This window comes from Streptomyces sp. WAC00040, assembly GCF_056835925.1.
This window is the reverse complement of record NZ_JAKQZE010000004.1, coordinates 691,229-714,584: the sequence shown is the minus strand read 5'-3', so window position 1 is coordinate 714,584 and position 23,356 is coordinate 691,229. Positions and strand designations below refer to the sequence as shown.

Sequence of the window (23,356 nt, the reverse complement as noted above, 5' to 3'; positions counted from 1 at the left end):
CCGAACCATTCCCCCGTGACATCGCGGTCATCTCGCCGAGGAAGACCACCAGCGGCGCATCGTCGCCGGCGCCCAGGTGGTCGAACAGATCCTGGCCCGCTTCCTGCCCCGGTGGCGGGACAAGGTGCCCATCAACTCCCGCGTCAACCGCTGGTGCCAGCACCGCGAGGCCGCCCACCGTGCGAACGTCGTCCTGGAACGCGACGCCGAGATACGCCAGCGCCTCGGTGACGACGCCCGAGCGCCGGCGCCGTGCACGCCTGAGCCTGGGGAGCCGCGCGGCCCCTTGTGGCAGAGCGGCCACTTCCGGGAGGCGGTCAGAGCGACCGCACGAAAGATCAAGGCGCGGGGAAATCCCAGGTGGGCTGCCAGGCGCCGCCTCGGCGTCGAGGATGACGTGCTCGATACCCAGGCGGCGCAGGTGGTATCCGGCGGCGAGCCCTCCTTGGCCGCCGCTGATCACCACCACGTCCGTGCGCTGCGTCATGCCGAGGGCATGCCGCTGTCCGTCTTGTCGCGCATGAAAATGGCCGCCACCAGGGCGAGGCCCACTACGGCACCGATGAGCTGCATGGCGATGAAGCCGGGCACGGAGGCCGGTGCGATGCCCGCGAACGTGTCGGTGAAGGCGCGGCCGATGGTGACTGCCGGGTTGGCGAAAGAGGTGGAGGAGGTGAACCAGTAGGCGGCGCCGATGTACGAGGCGATCGCGACGGGGGCGAAGCGGAGCCGGTCGGTGCGGGCCAGGCCGAAGATCAGCAGGATCAGACCGGCCGTGGCGACCACCTCGCCGAGGAGAAGGTTCCCGGCGGAGCGGTCGTGCTGCGACCACTTGATCAGCGGTTCGCCGAACATCGCGTCCGCCAGGATCGCGCCCGCGATCGCGCCGGCGATCTGCGAGGGCACGTACGCGGCGAGCTCGCGGGCGGTGACGCCGGCGCCGCCGCGGCGGGCGGTCCACCACTCGGCCAGCGTGACGGCCGGGTTGAAGTGGGCGCCGGAGACCGGGCCGAGGAGGACGATCAGCACGCCCAGCCCGAAGACGGTGGCGGTGGAGTTGGCCAGCAGCTGCAGGGCTACGTCGTCGGTGAGGCCGGTGGCCTGGATGCCGGAGCCGACCACGACCGCGACGAGGGCGGCCGTGCCGACCAGCTCGGCGGTCGCGCGGGCGACCAGAGGGGCTTTGGGCGGGGTGGCGCCGGGCGCCGGCTGCGGAGCGTCGGCGGTTGTGGCGGACTCCGCCGCAGGGGCGGTGTCGGCGGGCACGGTGGCGGTCAAGGCAGGTTCTCCTCGGGCAGGTGAGACGGGAGCGGGGGTTAGGGGCAGGCCCGCTTGAGGTTCGCTTCTGCGGTGGCCCGCGCGGTCTGAGCGAGGTCGGCGAACTGACCGGCGAGGGCTTCGATGACCTCCGGGCGCAGGCGGTAGTAGATGTACCGGCCGCATGGCTCCGTCTCCACGACCCCCGACTCCCGTAGCACCTTCATGTGGTTGGAGAGGTTCGTCTGCTTCGCGCCCGTCTCCTCCACCAGGTGGGTGGTGCACAGGGTCTCGCGGGCGAGCAGGGCCACGATCTGGAGCCTGAGGGGGTCGGCCAGAACTCGGATCAGATCAGTATCGACTGACGTCATCATGGGCTGATACTGTCACATCAGCTGGGGCTGACACCAGCCTGCACTGACCTTATTGGCTCCTTTGAACGGGATCGCCATGCCCGCGCTTTCCTCGCTCCTCCTGTCGGACGAACGCCTGCCCGCCGGGGCCGCCCGTCTCTCCACCCGATTCGCCGGCCGCTTCGCGCCGGACCCTCAGCCCCACAGATCCCCATCGCAGTCGCCTCACCCCTAGGAAGAACAGATGTCCACCGCTCCTGCCGCCTCCGTCCTGTTCGTCTGCATCCACAATGCGGGCCGCTCCCAGATGGCGGCCGGGTTCCTGCGCCACCTCGCCGGCGACCGCGTCGAGGTCCGCTCCGCCGGCTCCATGCCCGGCGAGCGGATCAACCCCTCCGCCGTCGCCGCCATGGCAGAGCTGGGCATCGACATCTCGGACCAGCGGCCGAAGGTCCTCACCCCCGAGGCCGCCCAGGCCTCGGACTACATCATCACCATGGGCTGCGGCGACGCCTGCCCGTACTTCCCCGGCAAGACCTACCTCGACTGGCAGCTCGAAGACCCGGCCGGCCAGGGCGTCGAGGCCGTCCGCCCCATCCGCGACGAGATCAAGGGCCTCATCGAGGACCTGATCGCCGAGATCGACGCCAAGCCGAAGGTCTGAGGCACACCACGTGACCGAGACGACCCCGACCGACGACGTCCGCGACGTCATCGTCATAGGCTCCGGCCCCGCCGGATACACCGCCGCCCTCTACACCGCCCGCGCCCAGCTCAAGCCCCTGCTCTTCGGCGGCTCCGTCTTCGTCGGCGGCTCCCTCACCACGACCACCGAGGTGGAGAACTTCCCCGGCTTCCCCGACGGGATCGACGGGCCCGACCTCATGGCCGACATGCGGGCCCAGGCCGAGAAGTTCGGCGCCGAGATGATCGACGACGACATCGTCTCCGTTGACCTCACCGGCGACATCAAGGAAGTCACCGACTCCGAGGGCACCGTCCACCGCGCGAAGTCCGTGATCATCGCGACCGGCTCCGGCTACCGCAAGCTCGGCCTGCACAAGGAGGACGAGCTCTCCGGCCGCGGGGTCTCCTGGTGTGCCACCTGCGACGGGTTCTTCTTCCGCGACCGCGACATCGTCGTGGTCGGCGGCGGCGACACCGCCATGGAAGAGGCCACCTTCCTCACCCGCTTCGCCCGCTCGGTAACCATCGTCCACCGCCGCTCCGCACTGCGCGCCTCCAAGGTCATGCAGAAACGGGCCTTCACCGACGACAAGATCTCCTTCGCCTTCGACAGCGAGATCGTCGAGATCAAGGACGCGAACGGGATGCTCTCCGGCGTCGTCCTGCGCGACGCCTTCACCGGCAAGCTGCGCGACCTCGACGTCACGGGCCTGTTCATCGCCATCGGACACGACCCGCGCACCGAGCTGTTCACCGGGCAGGTCGACCTCGACGACGAGGGCTACATCAAGGTCGCCTCGCCCTCGACCCGCACGAACATCCCCGGCGTTTTCGCCGCCGGCGACGTCGTCGACCGCACCTACCGCCAGGCCATCACCGCAGCCGGCTCCGGCTGCGCCGCGGCCCTCGACGCCGAGCGCTACCTCGCCGCCCTCAGCGACCAGGTGCAGGACGCGGCCGAAGTCCTGGCCTGAGCCGACAGACCGGGCACGGAGCCCGGGCACGGACCGTCAGCCGACAGCACGGGCGGACCGCGCCCGGTCCGCCCGTGCCCTGCGCACCGAGCCACAGGAGCGGCCCCTCGAATGATCCATGGTTCCTCGGCGCGCCGGGCGGAAGCCGAAATCCCGGCCGGCCGGTCGGGAGCCACGGACCCTCTCGTCCGAGAGAGAAGCACGCCCTACGGGGCTGGGCCGCGGCCGAGGTGACGCTATGCTCCCCGGCATGGTTGTGGCCCGGGCGACCCGTAGCGTGCCGCGGTCCCGCTCTCGTGCAGCGGGCCCGTGGCGAACGTGGGTGCTCTCAGCCCTTCTTCTCATGCTGATGTACAGCCACGGTGTCAGCGCGGAGAGCGCCGCAGGCCACGCCCATCTCGGGGCGCCCACCAGCGCGGCAGCCCTGAACGCCCAGGACCCAGGTCCCGCCGGGCACAGCCACGAGGCGCCCGGCCCGCACTCCGGCTGGGGGCATACCGGCCACCAGGATGCTCCGGAGCCCGATCACGCTGCTCACCAGTGTGTCTCCGGCCAGCCCCAACAGGGAGCCGCGCTACTCGTCCCGTGCGAGGCCCAAGCCGTTCATCGGCCTCCGTACGCGCATGCAGCCGGAGCTGCTCGACCTGTCACGGCCCTCTTGGCATCTGCCCCCGTGCCTGACTCAGTGGTCCTACGCATCTAAGCCTTCAGGCCGGCCAACCGGTCGATGACCTGTCGGGCGCAACCCCGCGAGCCCCATCTCCGCCGGGGAATCGGCGGCGGCTCGGCCATGCCGTGCGATGCGCCTTGGCCGCAACGGGGAGGGCGTGCGGCGCGGAGCCATGGCTTGCTCACTGCGCTGCGCCCGGCGAGTCCGATCTTCAACCCCGTCCTTCCCGCCTGTCTCGTTGAGAGTCCCAGGCCCCACTGAACTTCCCTTGAAGGGTCCGCTTTGTCCTCTTCGCCCAGTGTCGCCACGACGACCCCGCCTCCGACCCCGCCCCAGCCGACCCGCAGCCAACGCCGCTCCAACAGCAGACGGGAAGGCGCCGCCCTGCCGTGGCGCTATCTCGGCTACGTCGGCTACTACGTGGGTGCCGGCCTCATCAGCGGAGCCGTCGTCCACCACCCCATGGCCCCCGCCCGCTACTCGATGATCGCCGCGTCCGGCGTACTGGTCTTCCTGCTCGCGACCGTCCTCAACGACATCATCCTGGCGTCCGAGAGGCAGCCCCTGACACGCATACTGCGCGTGCTCGGTACCTCGACGATGCTCTCGTTCGGCCTGGGCATGCTCAGCGGCGGCATGCAGCATTTCGCAGACCTGCCGGAACGCTGTGCCGTGCTGATACCGCTCGGCATCGTCCTGTCCTTCGTCGCCTTCTTCCTGAAGGAGGCCAAGAGGCCGTGGCGGCGCATCTTCGGCCTCATGGGTTTCGCAATTCTTGTCGTGACGGCCCTCACCTTCCTGGGCCTTCGCCACATCGCCCCCACCATGGCCGAGTCCGGAGGCGGACACAGCCACAGCGATGTCGTGCCCGAGAAAGGAAGCGGCGAAGGCCAGGAGGGTGACCGCGGCACCGACACCACCAATCCGACCTCCCAGCCCACCGGCTCCCCGAACGCCACCCACCCCGGCAAGGAGCCCGGGCACGACGACGGACACCAGCACTGAGCCAACCTGCTTCCGCGGTCAGAAGACAGATCAGAGTGAAACCCGGCAGTCCGAGGCCGCGCGGCCCAGTGTCGGACCAGTCGGTGAGCGGATCGACCCGACGCCAGACCCAGGTGTATCGGCCCGCAGCGTTGTTCACGCGGGTGATGGGGTGGGTGTCCGTCGAGTGCTCGGGTGGGTTGTTCGACAGCGGGTGGGGTGGCGGCTCGGGCTCGCGGCAAGATCTGTTCGCAGACGGGCGCCAGGTTCTGCTGAAGCTCGGCCCCGGGGCGGACCCCGCGGAAGTCCGGCCGCGACGACTACGGCCGCGGACATCGACCAGGCGCGCGCGGTGGCCGGGCGCCTCGCCGAACGCGGTGAAGTCGGCGCTGGGCTGCGGGGCCATGGGCCTGCGGGCCTGATCGACGCATGCCGCGACACCCGCCGTTCGAGGGAACGGCGGGTGTCGCGTCTCTGGAGCTGCGCCCCCGGCTCGTACGTTCGGTCGGTATGACGTACGCATCAGGCGATCGCACATCCGGCCCCACCCGTCGCGCCGCACTTGCCGGACTTGTCGCCGGGACCGGGGCCGCGTTGGCCGCCGGCTGTACGCCGTCCGACGCGAGGCCCGCGCACGCGCCCAACCCCAGCCCGACGGCGACGGGCACCGCACCCGCCGGCGAGCCCACGCCGGGCGTGATGACCCTGTTCAAAGACCCGGCGTACAACTTCAGCGGGCTGCTCGCGCTCGGCGCGTCCGGTCAGAGATCCGCCGAGGTGGGCGAAGTGCTCACCGCGGTGAACTCGATCAACAAGGCCGGCCTCTCCGCGCAGACGTACGTCGAGACGTTCAGGAAGCTCGGCGACCGGCTGATGGGGGCGCCCGAGGGCGCCAAGCCCGACGAGCAGACCACGCGCTTCCGTGCGCTGCGCGCCGCGCAGTACTACGCCCAGGCGCTGTTCTTCGTCCTCGGCTCCGACGATCCCGGCAGCGAGGAGCGGCTGTACAAGGCCGGGCGAGGCGCCTGGGACAAGTTCTGCGGCCTCTGCGACCCGGCAGCCGTGAAGGCGAACGTCCCGTACGAGAAGACCCCGCTGCCGGTGTGGTTCTTCCGGCCGGACGAGTCCACCACCCGGCGCCCCACCGTGATCCTCACCAACGGCAGCGACGGCCAGAACGTCGACATGTGGACCTATGGAGTCCAGGCCGCGCTGGAGCGCGGCTGGAACGCGCTCGTCTACGACGGCCCCGGCCAGGGGCAGCTGCTCTTCGTGGACCGGGTGGTCTTCACACCGACCTGGGAGAAGGTGGTCACGCCGCTCGTCGACTGGCTGGTGGCCCGCCCGGACGTGGACCCCGAACGGATCGCCCTCACCGGCCTGAGCATGGGCGGCGACCTGGCCCCCCGCGCCGCGGCCTTCGAGAACCGGATCGCCGCACTGGTGGCGATGCCCGGCTGCGTGGCGCCCTGGCTCGGCTTCCCCTCCGAGCTCAGGGAGATCCTCCAGCCGAGCAAGGAGGAGACCAACAACATCTGGAACAAGGAGGTCGTCCCCGAGCTGCGTGCCGACGATGCGGCGACGATCAAGAAGCGCTTCGAGCCCTTTTCCGTCCAGGCGATGCTCGGTGCCCGCGAGGGCAAGATGTTCACCGACTTCTACACCGCGGCCAAGCGCGTCGAGGCCCTGACGATCACGGACGTCGCGGGCCGCATCAAGGCGCCCACGCTGGTCCTGGACTACGACTTCGAGCAGTTCTATCCGGGTCAGCCCCGCGAGTTGTTCGACATCCTGACCTCGCCCAAGGAATACGTGAAACTCACCGCGGCCACCGGGGCGCAGTTGCACTGCTCCCCGATGGCGCCGCAGCAGCACTGCGAGGTCGTCTTCGACTGGCTCGACCAGACGCTGTCGGTGCGCTGACTCACTGATCGTTTCAGAGTGGAGTTCGTTGTCGGGCTTGGCAGTTGGGCGTTGTGTCGGCAGGATCGGTGGGGTGTCTGCTGATCTTGTGCCTGATGACCTGTGGGAACGTGTGGCTCCGCTGTTGCCTGCTCGTCCGCCGCGGCGCAAGCGGTGTCCCGGGCGGTTGCCGGCGGATGACCGTGCTGGGTTGCGGGGCATCGTTTACGTGCTGTGCAAGAGCGTGAGCCGGCGGGATGTTGCGGCTGAGCAGGTCGGCTGCAGCGGTGTGACGGCCTGGAGGCGTCTGCGGGACTGGTGCCGAGGGCCGGTGTCCGGCCCCGCCTCCACGAGGTGCTGCTGACTCAGCTGCGGGCCGCGGGTCTGCTGGACATGGACGAGCGGCCGTCGACGGCTCCTCCGGTGGCGAGTGCGCCGGCAGGAGCCCCGTCGACCGGGCCAAACTCGGCTTCAAAAGGTCGCAGTTGACGGATGGGTACGGCATACCGCTGGTCACCGACCCCGCGCCGGCCAACACCCGCGATCACACCCTGCTGCCCGCCACCCTCAACCGCTTCACCGACCTGGAAGCATCCCTGGGGCCGCTGCCCCAGCACCCGCGACTGAGCCTGGACGCTGGATACGACTACAGCATGGTCCGCCTCGACCTGAAGGCCAGAGGAATCACAGGCCAGATCGCCAAGCGCGGCGCGAAGACCGCGATCCGGACCGGCGGACGGTGGGTGGTGGAGCGCACGAATTCCTGGATGAACAGCTTCGGCAAGCTCCGCCGCTGCACCGAACGACGAAGAGCCCCGTCGAGTTCTTCATCGCCCTGGCCAGCACCATGATCACCGTCCGTTGCCTGATCCGACGTGCCTGGCCCCTCTACCGCTGGGACACCCGCCCACGAAGCTCCCGCGTCCGGTAACCCACTGGCGGCCACTCTCAGACGTTCAGTCAATATTGGCAGCACGAGGAGCCAAGCCGGTTATGAGAGGAGGGTGTTGCCTATCCGGCCGGAGCGGGGAGAGACTGCTTGCGAGCCGAGAGTAGGTGCGCCCGTGGCAGCAGCCGAACCGGAGCACATCGCATGGTTGTCCGAGAGGCAGCTGGCCCGAGCCTGGCCGACCATCCGGGCGACCTGCCTGGACGCCACCGCGAATGCCAACGGAGTCCGCAACAACCTCCTTGTATCGCACTCCACTTGGGGCGAGAGCAAGTGGCGCACGTACCACCCCGCGGACGTCGCCCGGGTGGCCAGGGCGATCGCCGACGGCACCGCGGAGCTCCAGCCGCACTGGCGGAACGACACCCCCGAGGCCAAGCTGCTCGATCAGCGCCTTCGCAGGAAGAACCTGCCCGGTGCCATCGGGTGCGCCCTGCTCGTCGCCGTCCCGTTGGCGATCATCGTCATTCTCCTGATCATCTTCTGGAACGGCTCCGGATCGTCTTCGCCCTCCTACTGGCACTGACCCACAAAGAGTCCGCTCGGTCGAGATCCGCTTCGCCGCCCTCCGCGAACAGCTCCGAGTGCGCCTGGGCGAGCAGCAGATATCGCCGTTGACCTTGATGCCCAGGCGCTCCTGCCTCCGTCAGATCGCGCCTGACCTTGGCCGGGACGCCCGCCGGCAGCGAACCGGGCGGGATCTGCATGCCCTGCGGCACCACCGCGCCGGCCGCTTCAGCGAACCAGCGCGCACCCGCGCGCCGTTGAGCCCAGGGCGCCCACCCCGACCAGCACGCCGTCCTCAATCGTGCAGCCGTGCAGCACCGCCGCCCCAGGCCAGCCACCTCGCCACTCTCGCGATCAGCCGGTTCGACCTCTGCGGATCTCGGGCAAGCCGCTCGGCGTGCTGCTGCACACTCGCGTTCTGTCTACCCAGCTGCCTCACCTACTGGCGGACGCATTGAGAAACGCGAACTCGCCAACCTTGCTGGCGACCACCCTGCTGATGTCGCCGACGCCACCGAACAAGGCATCCACCGCATCAATCAGAACCGGCAGCTGCCCTGGTCCTTCCTCGCCCGCACCGGCCTGACCATCCACCCTCCAACCCCACTGGATCAACGAAAAGATCAGTAAGGCCACACGCCGTAAGACATTGGGTGTGCGGCAGTGGGCCCGAGGGCGGCCTGGGTGTACGGGTGCGGCAGGTCGGATGTCTCGTCGGCCTGCGGGCTGGTCTCGGTCATGCCGTCGAAGCTCCTTGCCTGATCGAGCATGGCGGAGACCTAACGCCACAACCATCAGCAGCCTCGGCTGAGCCGCCGCTGCGGACAGAGACAACGTGGTGGGCGGGGGTGGGAGAGCGGGAGTCATCCCCACCTGCCGAAGCCGAGCTCCTCGAAGAACCTGCTCCATTCGCCGTCCTCGCTGGCGAAGGGGGTGTGGTCAGCTCCGGCGAGACGCTCGCGGAGGTGCTCAACCGCGTCTTTGCGGGCTTGGTCGTCGTCGGGGAGCCTCTTGAGCTCGGTGAGCCCTGTGTCGCCGACGGTGAAGCGTATCGGCGTGCGCATCGCCCGCAGAGGCATCGAGTCCAGCGAACGTCTCGGCTGCGGCAGGCGGGTGATCGAGCGGACGTCGTCCGAGCTGTCCGGCTACCGCCGACTCAGCGCCCGCTACGAGCGCCACTCCCGCAACTGCCTGGCCTTTCTCGGCCTCGCCGCTGACCTGTGCTGCTACAAGCGACTCGTCCGCCTCACCACATGGGACACCTCTAAGCGCCGCAACCGGGAGCCTCCTCCGGTTTGGCGTTCCATGGCTCCGGACTGACCATGCGGACAGAAGTCAGGGACTGCTCCCAGCCCGCGGACCGGCGGAGCGGGCCTCCGCCGGCGCGGATCCATGTCCTTCCCTCGGAGTCCATGAACTCCAGTCGCAGGCGAGTGAGATCGGCGTCTTCGACCGTCACATGGGGCACTGACTCCGACATGGACATCTTGAGCAGAGCCGGCGGAATGTCGATCTTCTGACAAGGCGGCACGGCCTGCAGGTCCCACCAGACGCTCGGCTGCTCCAGCGACAGGCGCATGGCGATGAGGCGGTTGCTGCCATTGAGCACGGTGATCATCGTCGGCGTCCGGTAGTAGGACACCATCTTCGCGTCCACCTGCTCGGCCTCCTCGGTGGTCCGCAACTCCGCCCTGATGCCGAGGACCAGACCGCCGATTGCCGCAAGGACGGTGAGCGCGGCCGTCACGGCGCGTCCTGTCTGGACGAGCGCGGAATCGGAGGAGCCGGGAGAAGGCGTGGGCCGGTCCAGCTCGGCGGCAGGCCGCTGCCGCGCGTCATGGGCGGGCGGCTCGGCCGCATCCCGGCCGGTGTCGCGGTCGGCCTCGCCGTGATCGTTGGCTGATCCGGCACGGGCACTGGCACCGGTGGTGTCGCCGGATCCACTACTCTCACCTGTGCGGTCACTCTCGCTGGCGCCCCCGTTGCCGTTGTGTCCCGTGCCGGTGGGCAGCTCCCCGGCGGCTGAGCCACTGCTTGCCCGGGCTCCTTGGATGTTGTGCCCGTCCGGCTCGGCGTCAGTATCAGCGAGCGGCCGAACCATGGACGCGGCAGCCTCGTCCCCGGTCCCCGAGTCGGCATCCTGGTCGTCTCTTTCAGACATGCCTGATTGTTGTCCGGCTGTCCCGCGCGTATGCCGACAGGTCAGGAAGTCTTCGTCCCGCGCCGGAATGGACGCTGCCGCACCGACATGCTTCCCGCCCCGCGGGGCGCACCCCCGGCCGGGCCTGCGGCCCGGATGTGAAGCCGGGACCCGGCCGTCCGCCGTGCGCATCCGTGAAACGATCCGATGCCGGATGTCGGGCAGGTGCGAGGGCGCCGCGCGAATCCGGCAGGCACCCCGACCCGGGTGGGCGAATGTCCGGGCGGGGGCCCGGGGCGGGTCAGGCGCCGCGCAGGCGTAGGGACTTGCGGGCGATGTCGTATGCCATGGTCGCGATGGGCAGCGCGACGAGGGAGTACACATAGACGGGTTGGGTGGGCGCGTACCCGGAGGCGATCGCGCCGGCGCAGGCTGCTGCCGGTCACCGCGGTCGCCCCGGTGAGGCTGACCGACAGGGCGATCCGCCGGTCCGTGCGCCCGGTGGCGCCGGCGCCCTTCGCGCGGGGCGTGGTCGTCTTGCGGGCGGGCTTGCTGTCCGCCGTCTCGCCGACGTGCCGGGCGGCGCCGACCTGCTCGCCCTGCGCGCACTCACCGGCTCGCCGGCCGCCCTCGTCAAGCTGCCCACCCCGCCCGGCGGATTCGCCGACGCCTGGCGCCGGGGCGACCAGGAGGTCATCGCCACCCTCAGCGCGGTCGCCCTCGCACACACAGGCCTGCGCCCCTGACGAACACGCCTCCCACGGCGAGGGACAGCCGACGGACGGATACAGACCGGGGGACCGGGGCGCGTACGGGCCGGTTGGGCCGCCACAAGGTCCTCGGCGACGAAGCCTTCCACGAACTCTTGTACACGACGGTCGAGATCGGCGATCGCGAGACGTGGGTCCTGGGGGTCTGGGGAGGGTGAAGCGGCCGCGGTGGAGTAGGGTCTTCGCCGGGTCGCCCAGGTCGCGGCGCTTCCCATGCAGGTGGACACGGGTGGCGCGCAGCCCCGTCGGGGACGTCCCCCACATCACGTTGGACCACACCGCATCGAGGACCAGCCTTTGACTCCACATTCCCTGGCGTTCTATGTGGACGTCGTCACCACCGGCACATTGCTCGGCGTGGGCCGCGCGGATTCTCCCGACCACGTCACCAAGGTCCTTGGGTCGGACTTCGCTGAGAACACCTTCGGCGACCACACCATGTGGCGTGACTACGGCCTCGCCGAGTTCTACTGGGACCGCACTTCCGCCGACCACCCCTGGGCCGGCCACCACTTCACCCTGCAGGTGCACCGGCTCGCGCACCGGGATCGTGCCCTCGTCAACGACGCCCTTCGTGCCCGGTACGGGCGGTTCACTCCCAGGCTCCGATTCGAAAAGCTGCAACGTCTGCTGGCGCGACGCGGCGTCCCTCTGCTGGAGATCCCCGAAATCCCGGCGAGCGCACCGTATTTCCGCACGTTCTGGCAGCCCGTTTCCCATGTGGCCGTCTCCGTCATAGGCACCTACGGCGGGCACAGCACCCCGGACCACCTGCGGGTCGGCGACGTGTACAGCGTCCGGGCCCCGATGGCTGCCGAGGAAGTGGAGTGGCGGAAGGCACAGGTCGGGTAGCACAGGACGGCTTGCCGGCCGGCCGACGGTGTTCAGCGCGCGGAGGCACTCCTCCCACGGAACGTCTCCGTGACCGGTGGAGACGAAGTCCCGGGCCCGGCGCAGGTCGCCCCGGCGAGGTGCAGTCGATCCTGCGTTCCTCGGGGTCGGTGACGCTCACATGGTAGTGAAGGTGTCACCGAGCTGGATGAGGGCGTGCAGGCAGAGGCCGGAGTCGACCATCCGCCGCGGTGACGCGGCGTGCACGCCGGTGCGTAGCCTCCGAGGGACAGGCGGAGCCTGTCCCTCGGAGGCTACGCACCGGCGTCGGGCCGGCGACAGAACCTACGAGTGGACGACGAGGCGACCATCCGCATAGGGGAGGGTCTTGGCGCGGGGAAGATGCACCAGGAACTCCTCGAGCGCCGGGATTCCGTCCTCCCGTGGCACCTTTGCCCGGATAGGCTGGCCGGTCACCTCCATCTCGAGGACCCGCTGCGGACCGTGGTCTTGGACGCTCCGAAGCCGGGCGGGAAACGTATTGGCCCCGGGTTCCGTGACGATTTCGACGTACTCGGGCCGGATTCCCACTTGGCTCTCGATGGCGTCTTCCGGAATGTCCCACGCCATGGTCAGGGCCCGGCCCCCAAGAGTGACGTTCCCGTGGGCCCGGTCCACGGTCAGGAAGTTCATTGCCGGCGATCCGATGAAGTAGCCGACGTACGTTGACGAGGGGGCCTCGAAGAGCTGCTCCGGGGTGCCCTGCTGCATGGCTCGGCCGTCCTTCATGACCAGCACTTCCTGCGCAATGCTCATTGCTTCGTACTGGTCGTGGGTAACGTAGATCACGGTGGGCCGGAACTGCTCGGTGATCTCACGGATCTTGCGCCGCAACGAGTGCTTCAGCTGTGGATCGATGACCGTCAGCGGCTCGTCCATCAGCACGGCCGCCACGTCGTCGCGGACAAGACCGCGGCCGAGCGAGATGAGCTGTTTGTCGTCGGCCGTGAGCCGCCGGGCGGGCTGTTTGAGCCGGTCGTCCAGGTCCAGTGCCTCGGCGACCTGATGGACCTTGGCATCGATCCTTGCCTTGTCCCACCGGCGGCACTGCAGGGGGAAGGCGAGGTTCTCGTACACCGTCATCGACTGGTAGATGACGGGAAACTGGAACACCTGGGCTATGTTGCGCGCCTTCGTGGGCAGAGCCGTGACGTCAGCGCCGTCGAAGAGGACCTGGCCCTGTGACGGCCTGACCAGCCCGGACAGGATGTTCAGAAGCGTGGTCTTGCCGCAGCCCGACGGTCCGACCAATGCGTAGGTCCTGCCGGCCTCGAAGGTCAGTCCGAGTGGCTTGAGAGCCCACCGCTCCTCCTCGGACCCGGGCGTGTAGCTGTGCCCGACGTCGACGATGTCCAACTGCGTCATATCAACGTCCTTCCACCGGAGCGAGATCGTAGGAAGGCGTCCGCACGAGCGACCCTTCCTCGTCGAAGGCGAACAGGCGCTCAGGACGCAGTCGCAGTTTCACCAGGTCACCGAGAGCGACGTCATGAATGCCCTCGATCTGTATGACGAACGGGGTCTCGCCCACGGCCGCGTGGACGAACGTCTCCGAGCCGGAGATCTCGACGAAGGTGACCTCGCCCTCGACGCCGGCGGAGGCCAGGCTGACGTCCGTCGCGCGCAGGCCGAACTGGTAGACCCCGTCGGGCAGGTCGGCGAGATGCGCCGACACGTGAGTGGCATGGAAGCCGGCCACCGTGACCTGTCCGCTCTCGATGCGTCCCGTGAAGATGTTCATGGGCGGATCGTTGATGATGGAAGCCACCGTGGTCGTCGCCGGGCGCTCGAAGACCTCCTGCGGCGAACCGATCTGCAGGATCTGTCCTTCGTGCATGACCAGCACCACGTCACCGAGCATCATCGCCTCGGCGGGTTCCGTGGTGGTGTAGATGACCACCGTGTCGCCCTGGTCCGAGAAGAGGGTTCTGAACTCGTCGCGCAACTGTTCACGCAACTTGTAGTCCAGATTTGCCAGCGGCTCGTCGAGCAGGAGGATGCCCGTGCCGCGGGCCAGGGCCCGAGCCAGCGCAACCCGCTGCTGCTGGCCACCGGAGAGCTGAGACGGCTTGCGCCGCTCGAAGTCGGCCAGCCCGACGCGTGCCAGGCTGCTGGTGACACGTCGCCGAATCTCGTTTCGCGACAGTCCCGCCCGCCTGAGCGGGAAAGCGACGTTGTCGAACACGTTGAGATGCGGGTAGTTGATGAACTGCTGGTAGACCATGGCGGTGTCGCGTCGCCACACCGGCGTTTTGAGGAAGTCGGCTCCCTCCCTCGTCAGTGCGCCGGAATCCGCTGCCTGGAGACCGGCCAGGACCCGCAGCAGGGTCGTCTTCCCCGCCATGGTCCGGCCGATCACGGTGTGGAGCCGTCCCGGCACGAAGGTCGCGGTCACCTGCTTGAGATGGTCGACGCCGTCGACGGTCAGGCACAGATCAGTAGCACTCAGGTTCATCGGACCGCTCCCGAGAGGTTTCCCTTGGACAGATAGCGCTCGACCCAGAGGGCGAGAAGGATCAGCGGCGCCACGCCGAAGAGGGCAGCCGCGGACAGGGTCCACCAGGGTGGGATGGAGGAGTTGAGGGCGACGACAGCCTGCGGCAGGGTCTGCACCTCGGTGAAGGTCAGCCGGAAGGCGAAGAAGAAGTCGTTCCAGCCGAACACCGCACAGAACATCGCGGCCACGGTCAGCCCGGGCAGGGAGTTCGGCAGGATCGCACGCACGAAGGTCTGGAACGGGCCGCAGCCGTCGAGCATGGCCATTTCGTCGATCTCACGCGGAATGCCGTTGAAGAAGTCGACCATCACCCAGACCGCGATCGGCAGCAGCAGGGCAACCGTCACGATCACCAGGCCCAGGATCGTGTCCAGCAGGCCCGTCCACTGCAACAGGTAGAAGAACGGGATCACGAGGACGACGGGCGGCATGATCCGCTGTGACACGAAGAAGAAGACGATGTCGCTGTTCTTGATGAAGCCGAACTTGAAGCGGTACCGGGACAACGCGTAGGCGGCCAGGGACCCGAGGACGAGGCTGATGGCCGAGGCGGCGAGGGTGACGACGGCGCTGTTGAAGAAGGGCTGCATCACATCGACACCCCCGGCTCCGCCGAAGATGTTGCGCCACCCGACGACGGTGGGTTCGTACTGCAGCCACGGGAGGTAAGTGGCGCCGCCCTGGACACCGTTGACGTCCTTGAAACTGGTCGTCATGGCCCAGAAGAACGGCCCCGCGACGAAGCAGGCCCACAAGGCGATCACGGTGTACTTGAACACGGGATAAAGGCGTGACCTCATGAGTCCCCCTTCAACTTGAAGGCCCTGGCGAGCAAGGCCGCGACAACCGTGAGCGTGACGATCATCAGGACCAGGTAGGTGAGGGACATCGCCCCGCTGTAGCCGGTCTGCTGATCCCTGAGCCCCTGGATGTAGAGGTAGTAGCCCGGCGTCTCCGTGGAGGAGCCCGGCCCTCCGGAGGTCAGCACGTAGACGCTGTCGGAGAGCTTGGACGCCTCGATCAGCCGGATGATGATCGCTGCGACGGACACCGGCGCCATGAGCGGGAACGTCACCTTCCGGAAGGTGCGCCAAGCGTCCGCCCCGTCGATGGCCGCGGCCATGAACGGTTCCTTGGGGAGGCTCAACAGGCCGGCCAGCAGCAGCAGGAACATGAACGGGGTCCACTGCCAGACCTCGACGGTCATCAGCGCGACCAGCGCCGGACCGGACTCGGTGAGCCAGGGCACCTCGGCGAGGCCGAGCATCCCGAACAGATCGTTCACCGGCCCCAGCGACTCGTGGAAGATCATCTGCCAGATGGCGGCCATCACCACGGGAGTGGTCATCATGGGGACGAGGAACAGCACCCGCCACAGACGACGGCCGCGTGCCTCACGCCAGACGAGCAGGGCCATCCCGAATCCGATCACGTACTGGATCAGGACCGTGCCGCCGGCCAGCAGGACCAGGCGCATGATCGAGGCCCAGAATCGGCTGTCGTGCAGCATCGTCGCGTAGTTGGCCCCGCCTATGAAGTCCAACTGGGGGTTGCTGACGTTCCAGCCGGAGAAGCTGACACGAATGGTGAACAGAAGCGGAAAGATGATGATGAGTGCGAGCGTGAGCAGTCCTGGGAGGAGGAACATGCTCTTGTGCCGGCGTAGAGCTTCCATGGTTGTCCTTGCGGAAGTGGGCGGGCGCCCCCGGGTGGCCGACGGGCTCGGCCGGCCATCCGGGGCGCCCTGCGATCAGGTCAGTTGTCCTCGAGGGCGACCACATGTCGATAGGCGCTCCGGACCTTGTCCTTGCCGATCTGGTCGGTGATCCTCTCCCACTCCGCGGCCACGTCGTCCAGCGCGCGCTGCGGAGCCTTCTGCCCGGCGAGTGCGGCGGCGACGCCGTTGGCCAGTGCCGACATGTACCCGTTGACACCCGGTACGCGCAGGTCGAAGACGCGGTTGGTACTCGACTCCATGCCGGAGAGCGTGCGGACGTACGACTCGGCGACGTCCTTGTCCCAGCCCTGCTGCTCCCAGAAGTCCGCGTCGAAGTGCGCCTTGCGGTAGGGGTTGACACCGAAACGGCCGATGGTCAGGTCCAGAGCCGTGTTGGCCTCGTTGCTGAAGAAGCACAGATAGTCGAAGGCCATGTTCTGGTTGCGCGCGGCCTTGGCCACCGCCGACGTCCAGCCCCAGGTGAAGTAGGGCGCCTGGTTGGGCTTCTTGTCCCACGCCTTCGTGGTGCGGTTGTAGACCTCGTCGGATCCCGGCAACTCCGCCGCCCGGATCTTGTTGCGGATCGTCCCGTCCGGCTGCTGGGCCTGGATGAAGGCGTCGTCCCATGAATAGGACATCAAGCTCTGGCCACCGCCGAACGAGAGGATCTCGTCTCCCAGACCGAAGTTCGCGCCGCCGGGTGCCCAGGTCGACCTGGCCTTCACCATGTCCTCGAGTGCGCGTACGAAACCGGGCGTGTTGATCAGCGGCTTCATGGTCTCGAGGTCGAAGAAGAGGCCGCCGTCGACGTCCGGGTGCTTGACGTACGGTGCCGCCCGGCTGATGAACGCCGAGAACGTCAGGTCGTCACGCTTCGTCACCTCGGCACTGCCGAAGTTCGGCTTGCCGTCACCGTCGACGTCCTTGCCGCTGAAGAACGCGGCGATCTCCTGGTATTCGGTCCACGTCCTCGGAGTCCGGAGGTCCTTGCCCGTGGCCGCCTTGTACGCCGCCTGCCGCTTCGGGTCCTCAAGGACATCCGTCCGGACCTTGAGGTAGTGCCTGTCCCCGTCCACGGGGTACTGCACGACCTTCCCGTTCCAGGTCGCCACGTCCATGTAGGCCTTGGTGACGTCCTTCATGGCGGGAGTGTCCAGATACTTCTTCGGTACCGGGGCCAGATGAGGGGCCATGTCGCCGATCCACAAGGAGGGGTAGAACATGACGTCGTACGCCGGCTGGCCTGCTTGCAGAGGTGTGAGGATCTTCTGGTGCAGCTCCCCGAAGGGGACGTTGATCACCTCCACCTTCGCCCCGGTGATCTCCTCGAACTGCTCGGCATGCAGTTGGGTCGGCTCGCCGATGACGGGGATGGCATGGCTGATGATCTTCAGCGTCTGCCCCGAGTAGTCCTTGCGGCTGATCGACTCGTAGCTGCAGGGACCCGGGACGTCCCTGACCTTCGTCCTGGGGTAGCTCTTGCTGTACTTGCTGTAGCTGATCTCCGAACCCGGCTTGAACAGCGCCGGCTTGTCCGGCTTGTTCTCGACAGGACCCTGACCGGTGCAGGCGGTGGCGCTGAGAGCCACGACGATCGCGGCGGCGACCACGCTCTTGTACGAACTGCTGCGCATGGGGGTACTCCTTCGACCGTCAGGGAATCAAGATCGCTCTGCCGCGTACGGCACCGGCGGACAAGTCGTCGATGGCGTCCTTGAAGGACGCGAGGGGGTATCGCTGGGTGTGCAGGCCGACCTTGCCCTGGGCCGCCAGTACCATCAGCTCGGACAGGTCGTTGTAGGACCCGACGAGGTTTCCGATGAAGTTGATCTCTGTTGAGATGACATCGATCGTCGGAACGTCGAGCCGGCCGCCGTAACCGATCACGTAGTAGTTGCCGTTACGGCGGAGGCAGGCCACCCCCGCCTCCACGGCGCCGCCCTCACCGACGAAGTCCAGAACCGCTTCCGCCCCGTGCCCTCCGGTGAGCTCCAGTACTCGCTCGGTCTCACTGCCGTCGGCGACCAGCGTGTGATCGGCCCCCAGCTCCGTGGCGAGGGCGAGGGCATCCGCGCTCCGGTCGATCACGATGATCTCGACCGGAGAGAGAGCCCGGAGCACCTGAATACCGATGTGCCCGAGGCCACCGGCGCCGATCACCACGGCCCGGTCACCCGGTCGCAGGATCCGGGCCGCCTTGGCAACGGCGTGGTACGCCGTGAGCCCGGCATCGGCCAGAGCCGCCACCGAGGCCGGCTCGAGGGACGAGTCGAGTGCCACGACCGAGCGGGCGGTGGTCTTCAGGTACTCGGCGTAGCCCCCGTCCGCGTCGATCCCCGGGAAGCCCGAACTCATGCAATGAACGTCGTCACCGGCCCGGCAGGCCCGGCACAGACCGCAGGTCACGAGGGGATGCAGGATGACCGGGTCGCCGACCTTGACGTTGGTGACGGCCTGGCCCACCTCCTGCACCCAGCCGGCGTTCTCATGGCCGATTGTGTACGGCAGGACGACCCCGCTCTTGGCGGCCCACTGTCCTTCGAGAATGTGAAGATCGGTGCGGCACACCCCCGCACCTCCTACCTTCACGATCACATCCAACGGACCGGTGATCTGCGGATCCGGCACATCCACGAGCACTGGCGGCTCGTCGTACTCGATGACCTGCACGGCTTTCATGGCGCTCCCTGCGAATCGGCGGGTGGACGGTGCGCCGATTACACAGGCCGCTGCTCGTGGGCCGATGTCTCAAAAACGGTCCGTGGATGTCTCAATGTGATACACGGCATAGGCGCGGCGTCATCGAGCTGTTCCAATCAGTTCATCGAGGGATGACGCGCGATACGGAAGTGTTAAATGCCCCGACGCCGGCCTGGCAGCTCGCTGACTGCGGCCAGAGAGCTGTATCTGGAAGTCACCAAGGATCCGAGCGCCCGTCCGCTCGTGGTCGCTTCGTGGCAGCGCTCGATCGAGTACGAGGTGAAGTCGGGCAGCATCAATGCTCCGTACCTCGAAAATCCCAATCTGGACTGCCCGCTCGCCAGGGCGGCGCTGCCGATCGTGGACAGACTGCACGAGCAGCTCGCCGACGACCCGGTGTCCACGATGATCACGGACCGGGACGGCGTGGTGCTGTCCCGCAAGCTTTCCCACGAGGGTCTGACGACACGGCTCAACCGAGTGCAACTGGCCCCGGGCCATGTGTTCGCCGAGCGCTATGTGGGCACCAACGGCATCGGGACCGCGCTCGCCAGCGGCCGTCCGGTCATGATCGCCGGAAGCCAGCACTACGTCGAGGAACTGCGGGACTTCCACTGCGCCGCCGTGCCGATCCTGCATCCCGTCCGGCGCACGCTGCTGGGGGCCTTCAACCTGACCACGGTCCGTCAGGGCTCCGCCGGGATGCTCATGGCCCTGGCCCGCTCCGTCGCGGGTCAGATCGAGGGGGAGATCGCCGCCATCAGTTCGCGGCGGGAGCGGGCCCTGTTCCAGGCCTACATGGACGCGTGCTCCTCGGTGCGGCCGGGACCTGTGCTGGCCCTCAACGGGGACGTCGTCATGATGAACGAGCAGTTGAGCTCAGCCGTGACAGGGCCGGATCACTACGCGCTGCTCGACCACACACGGGAGATCGCCGCCGATGCCCGTTTCGAAGGGACACGGAGTATCGCCCTCCCTTCCGGACGAGTCGCCGAACTCAGGGTCGGCCGAATCCGTCGCGAGGACAGCGACGAGGGCGCCGTCTTCCGCGTCCGGGTCATCGGACGTCCTCAGCCAGGACCCGCTCCTTCCGCCGGTCCCGGACGATCGCGCCTGGGGCTGGTGGGCTCCTCTCCGCAATGGCTGCGCGCGGTCGCAGAAACCGAGGCGGCGTTCGTCGCCGGATCCTGGCTCCATCTCGTCGGCGAGACCGGCACCGGCAAGCGGACGCTGGTACACGCCGTCCACCGGGCCCACAGCGCCGGGCGCCGTCTCGAGGTGGTCGAAGCGCCACTGTCGGAGACACCGAATGCCACCGAGCATTGGCTGCACGGGGTCCGCGAGTTGCGCGCCAAGCCGTCGACCGTGGTCCTCCTGCGCGATGTCCACCTGCTGGGGGATCGGCTGCGCCGGCAGCTCACAAGCATCCTGGCGCATCCCGGCGGTACCGCCACCGGGCAACTGATCATGACCAGCCAACCGTCCATGGTCACGACCGCCGACGAGCTCGACCGTCTGTGCGGCGCCTCGGTGGAGGTGCCGCCCCTGCGTCATCGTTATGGCGACATCGAGCACCTGATCCGTTTCTTCCTCCTCAAATACCGGCCGGGCGGCGAGAGCAGCTGCTCCCCGGATGCGCTGGCGATGCTGGAGCGCTGCCCGTGGCCGGAGAATGTCCGGCAGCTCGAGGGGGTGATCCGCAGCTTCGGACGGCGCCCGATCGGCGCGATCATCCGTGTGGAGGATCTTCCGCCGGAATGCCGGGTCTCGTCCCACAAGGTCCTCACCGCCATCGAGGCGCTGGAACGGGACGCCATTCTGCGTGGGCTGATGGACCGCAACTCCAACGTTCAGCGGACCGCGCAGGACCTCGGCATCTCCCGCGCCACCATGTACCGCAAGATGCGACGTTACGGGATCGTTCCGTCCAGCCTCACCTAGGCTTTCTCGACTCCTGCTCCGCCAGCCGGCCGGCTCGGCCGCTGAGGTGCCGGTGGCTGATGAGAGTTGCGGCGATGCCGACGAAAGGGAGGAAGTGCTCGGCGCTGACGACGTCCCGGAGCAGCCCACCGTCTGCGCGGGGACATGCCTTCACACACGACGTCGTTGCGCTGGAGGCCCGCAAAGTCGCCGAGGCCGGCGGCCGGTCCCCGACCGTCAGCGCCGACACCCGAGTCCCGAGCCTCCGGCGACTGCCACGGATCCGCAGGCCACCAGCCTGACCATGAGGCAGGTCGCCCAGCCTGCCCATCGATAACCGACCGCTGCCCGCTCTGGAGACATGGGACCAGCTCCTGCGGGTCCCCGGAAGAGTCGTCATGACCAGCTCGAACCACACCCTGACCGAGCCGGCCTCGGCCGCCGCCCTCGACACCGCATGCCGGGTGCTCCGGCTTCCCGCGATGGGGCCCAATTCCCGGACATCGTCAGCCGGGCCGAACGCGAGCACCTGTCCTAGCGAGGACATCCCCGTGGGTTCATGGAAACCGTGGGTTCTTCAGCGCGAACCCACGGGTGTACCGGTGTGCGTCAGGCCGAAGCATCCGTGGGTTCGGGTGAAGCGCGAGGATGCTGAGCGATGCGAGGGGTTCGGCGGTAACGTCGGCCGCACGTCCTGGGGTTATGACGGCCGCCCACCGAACTGCCAGTTGTGCACCTCTATGTCGGCGTACCGGTCCGGGGTCAGGATGGCGCGTGCCACGTCCGGGTCCGGAGCCCGGACCAACGCCGCCGTGCCCAGCCAGGTGGCGCCGTCGTCGGACAGCAGCGGCCCGTAGGCGATCAGCTCGTTCCGGTCGGGCGGCACCGCGAGGTCGGCAGCCTGCCCCGTGCCGAGGCCGAGCACCAGGTACCGGTTGCCGCCGGTCCGGCCGCCGGGGAAGTCCCACATGTTGCGCCCCAGTATGTTGCGCCACCGTCGCAGCAGCACGTCCCGGTAGACGCCGGCCTGGTAGTTCGGCTCGTCGAAGGCGAACGCGCGGGCCGCGGCCGGATCCGGCAGGTCGACGATGTGCACGCTTCCGGTGGGTGAGTCGCCGTCGTCAGCGAGGGTCGGACCCCGGGCGATCATCTCCTTCGCGTACCGGTCCATATAGGACCAATGCTCTTCCAGCAACTCGTAGCGCAGCGGCAGGGAGCCGGGCCGATCGTGGTGGTAACAGAGGAACTCCATGTCCGAAGGATCTCTTTACTGAGGTGACCATGTCGAGCGGGTCTCTCTGCGATGACTGCTCGGCAGCCTCACCCAGGAGCACGCGTGCCGAGCCGCGTAGGCCGGCGCGCCGCTGCTTCCGTCCGCGGACCGCGGCTGCCGATACACCAGCACCGAATTCGCGGCTTCGGGCGAAGAGTTCGGCATCCAGCTCGCGTTCGGCCGCACCGGGCAGTGCTGGGACAACGCCCTCGCCGGGTCGTTCTTGGCAACCATCAAGCGAGAGTTGCTCGACACCACCGCCTGGCCCAGCCGGTCCGTAGCCCGCACAGCGATCTTCGAATTCATCGAAGGCTGGTACAACGTGCACCGGCTGCACAGCAGCCTCGGCTACCTCGGTCCCGCCGACTACAAGGCCGCCCTCGCGGCCTGAACATTCTGATCACGCTGCGAGGGCGAGGTTGTTCATGTGTGCCACGGCCTGGACGGCGTGATGGAGACCGCTGCCTCGCTGTCGGCAGTCGCGGAGGATCTTGTAGTGCTTCATGCGGGCGAATTCGTGTTCAACGCGGGCCCGAACTCGGCGGTGCTCGGCGTGTCTTCTTCCCCTCAGCCAGCAGGGGCGGCCGGGGCGTTTGCGGTGCGGGACGACAAGGCCCGTGTTGATGTACGCACCGTCTCCCAGCACCGTGACGCCCTCGCGCTGCTCGGGCAGGCCGGAGTCCCGCCAGGCCTTCGCATCCGCGGTGGTACCGGGGACCGGCCGGGCGGCGGCGATCACGAGTTTCGTGTCGGCATCGATGATGACCTGCACGTTTGCCGAGAACCGGTAGTTGCGGCTTGAGGCACCGACCTTACGGTCGCGGACCGGGATCAGGGTGCCGTCCACCCACAGCAGTTCCACGGCGTCGGCGGGCCGATGGGCAGGTTCGATGGTCAGAAGCGGCCGCAGCCGGCTGATGTCGCCGTCGATGCGGACGGCGACGTCGAGGTCCGTGGCGACGTCGAGGTCCACGGCGAGGACGAGGCGCTTCTTGAGGGTGGCTTCGATCCTGGATTCAGTTCCTGACGCTACGTCAATAAGGGACCGCCGCCTCTTGGACTGTGCCCTTGGTGACGGCCGGGCCGGCGGCTTCTCTCGCGCAGGGGACACCCTTGGGTGCGTCTCTTCGGTGCTGCAGTCGACTCCTGCCGGTGCGCACGCTCT

At 68.1% G+C, this 23,356-nt stretch carries 22 protein-coding genes and 5 pseudogenes; 12 read left to right on the top strand and 15 right to left on the bottom strand.

The genetic code is table 11. The annotated features are described in order from the left end of the window. Positions 1–367: 367 nt before the first annotated feature. The 3 genes and pseudogenes from MDN94_RS33790 to MDN94_RS33780 all read right to left on the bottom strand — a co-directional run. Positions 368–487: pseudogene (locus MDN94_RS33790) on the bottom strand (FAD-dependent monooxygenase); the annotation flags it as partial. Next, on the bottom strand, positions 484–1,278 hold the full coding sequence (locus MDN94_RS33785) for an aquaporin (RefSeq protein WP_482729628.1): 795 nt from the start codon (positions 1,276–1,278) through the stop codon (positions 484–486). The gene MDN94_RS33785 and the pseudogene MDN94_RS33790, both read right to left, overlap by 4 nt. 38 nt (positions 1,279–1,316) lie before the next feature. After that, positions 1,317–1,631, bottom strand: coding sequence for an ArsR/SmtB family transcription factor (locus MDN94_RS33780; protein ID WP_482729627.1), 315 nt, complete (start codon positions 1,629–1,631; stop codon positions 1,317–1,319). A gap of 223 nt (positions 1,632–1,854) precedes the next feature. On the opposite strand from MDN94_RS33780, the gene MDN94_RS33775 reads away from it, so the two are divergent. The 7 genes and pseudogenes from MDN94_RS33775 to MDN94_RS33745 all read left to right on the top strand — a co-directional run bounded on the left by MDN94_RS33775 (position 1,855) and on the right by MDN94_RS33745 (position 8,302). Next, a complete protein-coding gene (locus MDN94_RS33775; protein ID WP_482729626.1) occupies positions 1,855–2,274 on the top strand; it encodes an arsenate reductase ArsC in 420 nt (139 codons plus the stop codon). Positions 2,275–2,284: 10 nt separating this feature from the next. Next, positions 2,285–3,271 (top strand): thioredoxin-disulfide reductase, encoded by a 987-nt coding sequence (gene trxB / locus MDN94_RS33770; RefSeq protein WP_482729625.1) that lies wholly within the window; start codon positions 2,285–2,287, stop codon positions 3,269–3,271. Between the two features lie 952 nt (positions 3,272–4,223). Next, on the top strand, positions 4,224–4,946 hold the full coding sequence (locus MDN94_RS33765; RefSeq protein ID WP_482729624.1) for a hypothetical protein: 723 nt from the start codon (positions 4,224–4,226) through the stop codon (positions 4,944–4,946). Between the two features lie 489 nt (positions 4,947–5,435). Further along, a complete protein-coding gene (locus MDN94_RS33760) occupies positions 5,436–6,848 on the top strand; it encodes an alpha/beta hydrolase family protein (RefSeq protein ID WP_482729623.1) in 1,413 nt (470 codons plus the stop codon). Positions 6,849–6,921: 73 nt separating this feature from the next. Next, a complete protein-coding gene (locus MDN94_RS33755) occupies positions 6,922–7,191 on the top strand; it encodes a transposase (protein WP_482729622.1) in 270 nt (89 codons plus the stop codon). Between the two features lie 55 nt (positions 7,192–7,246). Beyond that, a pseudogene (locus tag MDN94_RS33750) lies at positions 7,247–7,758 on the top strand (transposase); the annotation flags it as partial. Positions 7,759–7,891: 133 nt separating this feature from the next. Then, on the top strand, positions 7,892–8,302 hold the full coding sequence (locus MDN94_RS33745; protein ID WP_482729621.1) for a hypothetical protein: 411 nt from the start codon (positions 7,892–7,894) through the stop codon (positions 8,300–8,302). A gap of 43 nt (positions 8,303–8,345) precedes the next feature. Here the strand turns inward: MDN94_RS33745 and MDN94_RS33740 are convergent. The 3 genes and pseudogenes from MDN94_RS33740 to MDN94_RS33730 form a co-directional block, all read right to left on the bottom strand. Next, a pseudogene (locus tag MDN94_RS33740) lies at positions 8,346–8,604 on the bottom strand (gamma carbonic anhydrase family protein); the annotation flags it as partial. Positions 8,605–8,718: 114 nt separating this feature from the next. Then, entirely contained in the window at positions 8,719–8,919 is a 201-nt protein-coding gene (locus MDN94_RS33735; RefSeq protein ID WP_482729620.1) for a hypothetical protein, read from the bottom strand. A 227-nt stretch (positions 8,920–9,146) separates the two neighbouring features. Further along, positions 9,147–9,347, bottom strand: a complete 201-nt coding sequence (locus tag MDN94_RS33730; RefSeq protein WP_482729619.1) for a hypothetical protein — start codon at positions 9,345–9,347, stop codon at positions 9,147–9,149. Here MDN94_RS33730 and MDN94_RS33725 point away from each other — a divergent pair. After that, positions 9,328–9,537: pseudogene (locus MDN94_RS33725) on the top strand (IS5/IS1182 family transposase); the annotation flags it as partial. The gene MDN94_RS33730 and the pseudogene MDN94_RS33725 overlap by 20 nt on opposite strands. 10 nt (positions 9,538–9,547) lie before the next feature. Here the strand turns inward: MDN94_RS33725 and MDN94_RS33720 are convergent. After that, positions 9,548–10,444, bottom strand: a complete 897-nt coding sequence (locus MDN94_RS33720) for a hypothetical protein (protein ID WP_482729618.1) — start codon at positions 10,442–10,444, stop codon at positions 9,548–9,550. 374 nt (positions 10,445–10,818) lie between these two features. Here MDN94_RS33720 and MDN94_RS33715 point away from each other — a divergent pair, with 374 nt between their 5' ends. Further along, on the top strand, positions 10,819–11,169 hold the full coding sequence (locus MDN94_RS33715) for a hypothetical protein (RefSeq protein WP_482729617.1): 351 nt from the start codon (positions 10,819–10,821) through the stop codon (positions 11,167–11,169). A 321-nt stretch (positions 11,170–11,490) separates the two neighbouring features. Continuing rightward, complete coding sequence (locus tag MDN94_RS33710; protein ID WP_482729616.1) at positions 11,491–12,045, top strand: hypothetical protein; 555 nt, start codon at positions 11,491–11,493, stop codon at positions 12,043–12,045. Between the two features lie 324 nt (positions 12,046–12,369). Here the strand turns inward: MDN94_RS33710 and MDN94_RS33705 are convergent, their stop codons facing one another. From MDN94_RS33705 to MDN94_RS33680, 6 genes are all read right to left on the bottom strand, one after another. Beyond that, positions 12,370–13,449, bottom strand: a complete 1,080-nt coding sequence (locus tag MDN94_RS33705; RefSeq protein ID WP_482729615.1) for an ABC transporter ATP-binding protein — start codon at positions 13,447–13,449, stop codon at positions 12,370–12,372. A gap of 1 nt (position 13,450) precedes the next feature. Continuing rightward, on the bottom strand, positions 13,451–14,539 hold the full coding sequence (locus MDN94_RS33700) for an ABC transporter ATP-binding protein (RefSeq protein WP_482729614.1): 1,089 nt from the start codon (positions 14,537–14,539) through the stop codon (positions 13,451–13,453). After that, a complete protein-coding gene (locus MDN94_RS33695; RefSeq protein ID WP_482729613.1) occupies positions 14,536–15,381 on the bottom strand; it encodes a carbohydrate ABC transporter permease in 846 nt (281 codons plus the stop codon). The genes MDN94_RS33700 and MDN94_RS33695 overlap by 4 nt, the downstream gene beginning before the upstream one ends. Continuing rightward, on the bottom strand, positions 15,378–16,256 hold the full coding sequence (locus MDN94_RS33690; RefSeq protein ID WP_482729612.1) for a carbohydrate ABC transporter permease: 879 nt from the start codon (positions 16,254–16,256) through the stop codon (positions 15,378–15,380). Before MDN94_RS33690 ends, MDN94_RS33695 begins: the two co-directional genes overlap by 4 nt. 80 nt (positions 16,257–16,336) lie before the next feature. After that, positions 16,337–17,932: an extracellular solute-binding protein gene (locus MDN94_RS33685; RefSeq protein ID WP_482729611.1), complete on the bottom strand. Its 1,596-nt coding sequence runs from the start codon at positions 17,930–17,932 to the stop codon at positions 16,337–16,339. A gap of 19 nt (positions 17,933–17,951) precedes the next feature. Continuing rightward, positions 17,952–18,977: an NAD(P)-dependent alcohol dehydrogenase gene (locus MDN94_RS33680; protein ID WP_482729610.1), complete on the bottom strand. Its 1,026-nt coding sequence runs from the start codon at positions 18,975–18,977 to the stop codon at positions 17,952–17,954. A gap of 177 nt (positions 18,978–19,154) precedes the next feature. Between MDN94_RS33680 and MDN94_RS33675 the strand changes: the two genes are divergently transcribed. Continuing rightward, a complete protein-coding gene (locus MDN94_RS33675; protein WP_482729609.1) occupies positions 19,155–20,939 on the top strand; it encodes a sigma-54-dependent Fis family transcriptional regulator in 1,785 nt (594 codons plus the stop codon). Between the two features lie 679 nt (positions 20,940–21,618). On the opposite strand, the gene MDN94_RS33670 is transcribed toward MDN94_RS33675, so the two are convergent. Continuing rightward, positions 21,619–22,170, bottom strand: a complete 552-nt coding sequence (locus MDN94_RS33670; RefSeq protein WP_482729608.1) for a YciI family protein — start codon at positions 22,168–22,170, stop codon at positions 21,619–21,621. A gap of 112 nt (positions 22,171–22,282) precedes the next feature. On the opposite strand from MDN94_RS33670, the gene MDN94_RS33665 reads away from it, so the two are divergent. Continuing rightward, positions 22,283–22,582 (top strand): integrase core domain-containing protein, encoded by a 300-nt coding sequence (locus tag MDN94_RS33665; RefSeq protein ID WP_482729847.1) that lies wholly within the window; start codon positions 22,283–22,285, stop codon positions 22,580–22,582. A gap of 9 nt (positions 22,583–22,591) precedes the next feature. On the opposite strand, the pseudogene MDN94_RS33660 reads toward MDN94_RS33665, so the two are convergent. After that, a pseudogene (locus tag MDN94_RS33660) lies at positions 22,592–23,110 on the bottom strand (transposase); the annotation flags it as partial. Positions 23,111–23,356: the final 246 nt, after the last annotated feature.

What these genes read in the sequence shown, in the direction of transcription:
- MDN94_RS33775 (WP_482729626.1), top strand. Translation starts at nt 1,855, where the DNA reads ATGTCCACCGCTCCTGCCGCCTCCGTCCTGTTCGTCTGCATCCACAAT.
- MDN94_RS33705 (WP_482729615.1), bottom strand. Translation starts at nt 13,449, where the DNA reads ATGACGCAGTTGGACATCGTCGACGTCGGGCACAGCTACACGCCCGGG.
- MDN94_RS33780 (WP_482729627.1), bottom strand. Translation starts at nt 1,631, where the DNA reads ATGATGACGTCAGTCGATACTGATCTGATCCGAGTTCTGGCCGACCCC.
- MDN94_RS33690 (WP_482729612.1), bottom strand. Translation starts at nt 16,256, where the DNA reads ATGGAAGCTCTACGCCGGCACAAGAGCATGTTCCTCCTCCCAGGACTG.
- MDN94_RS33685 (WP_482729611.1), bottom strand. Translation starts at nt 17,932, where the DNA reads ATGCGCAGCAGTTCGTACAAGAGCGTGGTCGCCGCCGCGATCGTCGTG.
- MDN94_RS33700 (WP_482729614.1), bottom strand. Translation starts at nt 14,539, where the DNA reads ATGAACCTGAGTGCTACTGATCTGTGCCTGACCGTCGACGGCGTCGAC.
- MDN94_RS33760 (WP_482729623.1), top strand. Translation starts at nt 5,436, where the DNA reads ATGACGTACGCATCAGGCGATCGCACATCCGGCCCCACCCGTCGCGCC.
- MDN94_RS33670 (WP_482729608.1), bottom strand. Translation starts at nt 22,170, where the DNA reads ATGGAGTTCCTCTGTTACCACCACGATCGGCCCGGCTCCCTGCCGCTG.
- MDN94_RS33730 (WP_482729619.1), bottom strand. Translation starts at nt 9,347, where the DNA reads ATGCGCACGCCGATACGCTTCACCGTCGGCGACACAGGGCTCACCGAG.
- MDN94_RS33720 (WP_482729618.1), bottom strand. Translation starts at nt 10,444, where the DNA reads ATGTCTGAAAGAGACGACCAGGATGCCGACTCGGGGACCGGGGACGAG.
- MDN94_RS33695 (WP_482729613.1), bottom strand. Translation starts at nt 15,381, where the DNA reads ATGAGGTCACGCCTTTATCCCGTGTTCAAGTACACCGTGATCGCCTTG.
- MDN94_RS33680 (WP_482729610.1), bottom strand. Translation starts at nt 18,977, where the DNA reads ATGAAAGCCGTGCAGGTCATCGAGTACGACGAGCCGCCAGTGCTCGTG.
- MDN94_RS33675 (WP_482729609.1), top strand. Translation starts at nt 19,155, where the DNA reads ATGCCCCGACGCCGGCCTGGCAGCTCGCTGACTGCGGCCAGAGAGCTG.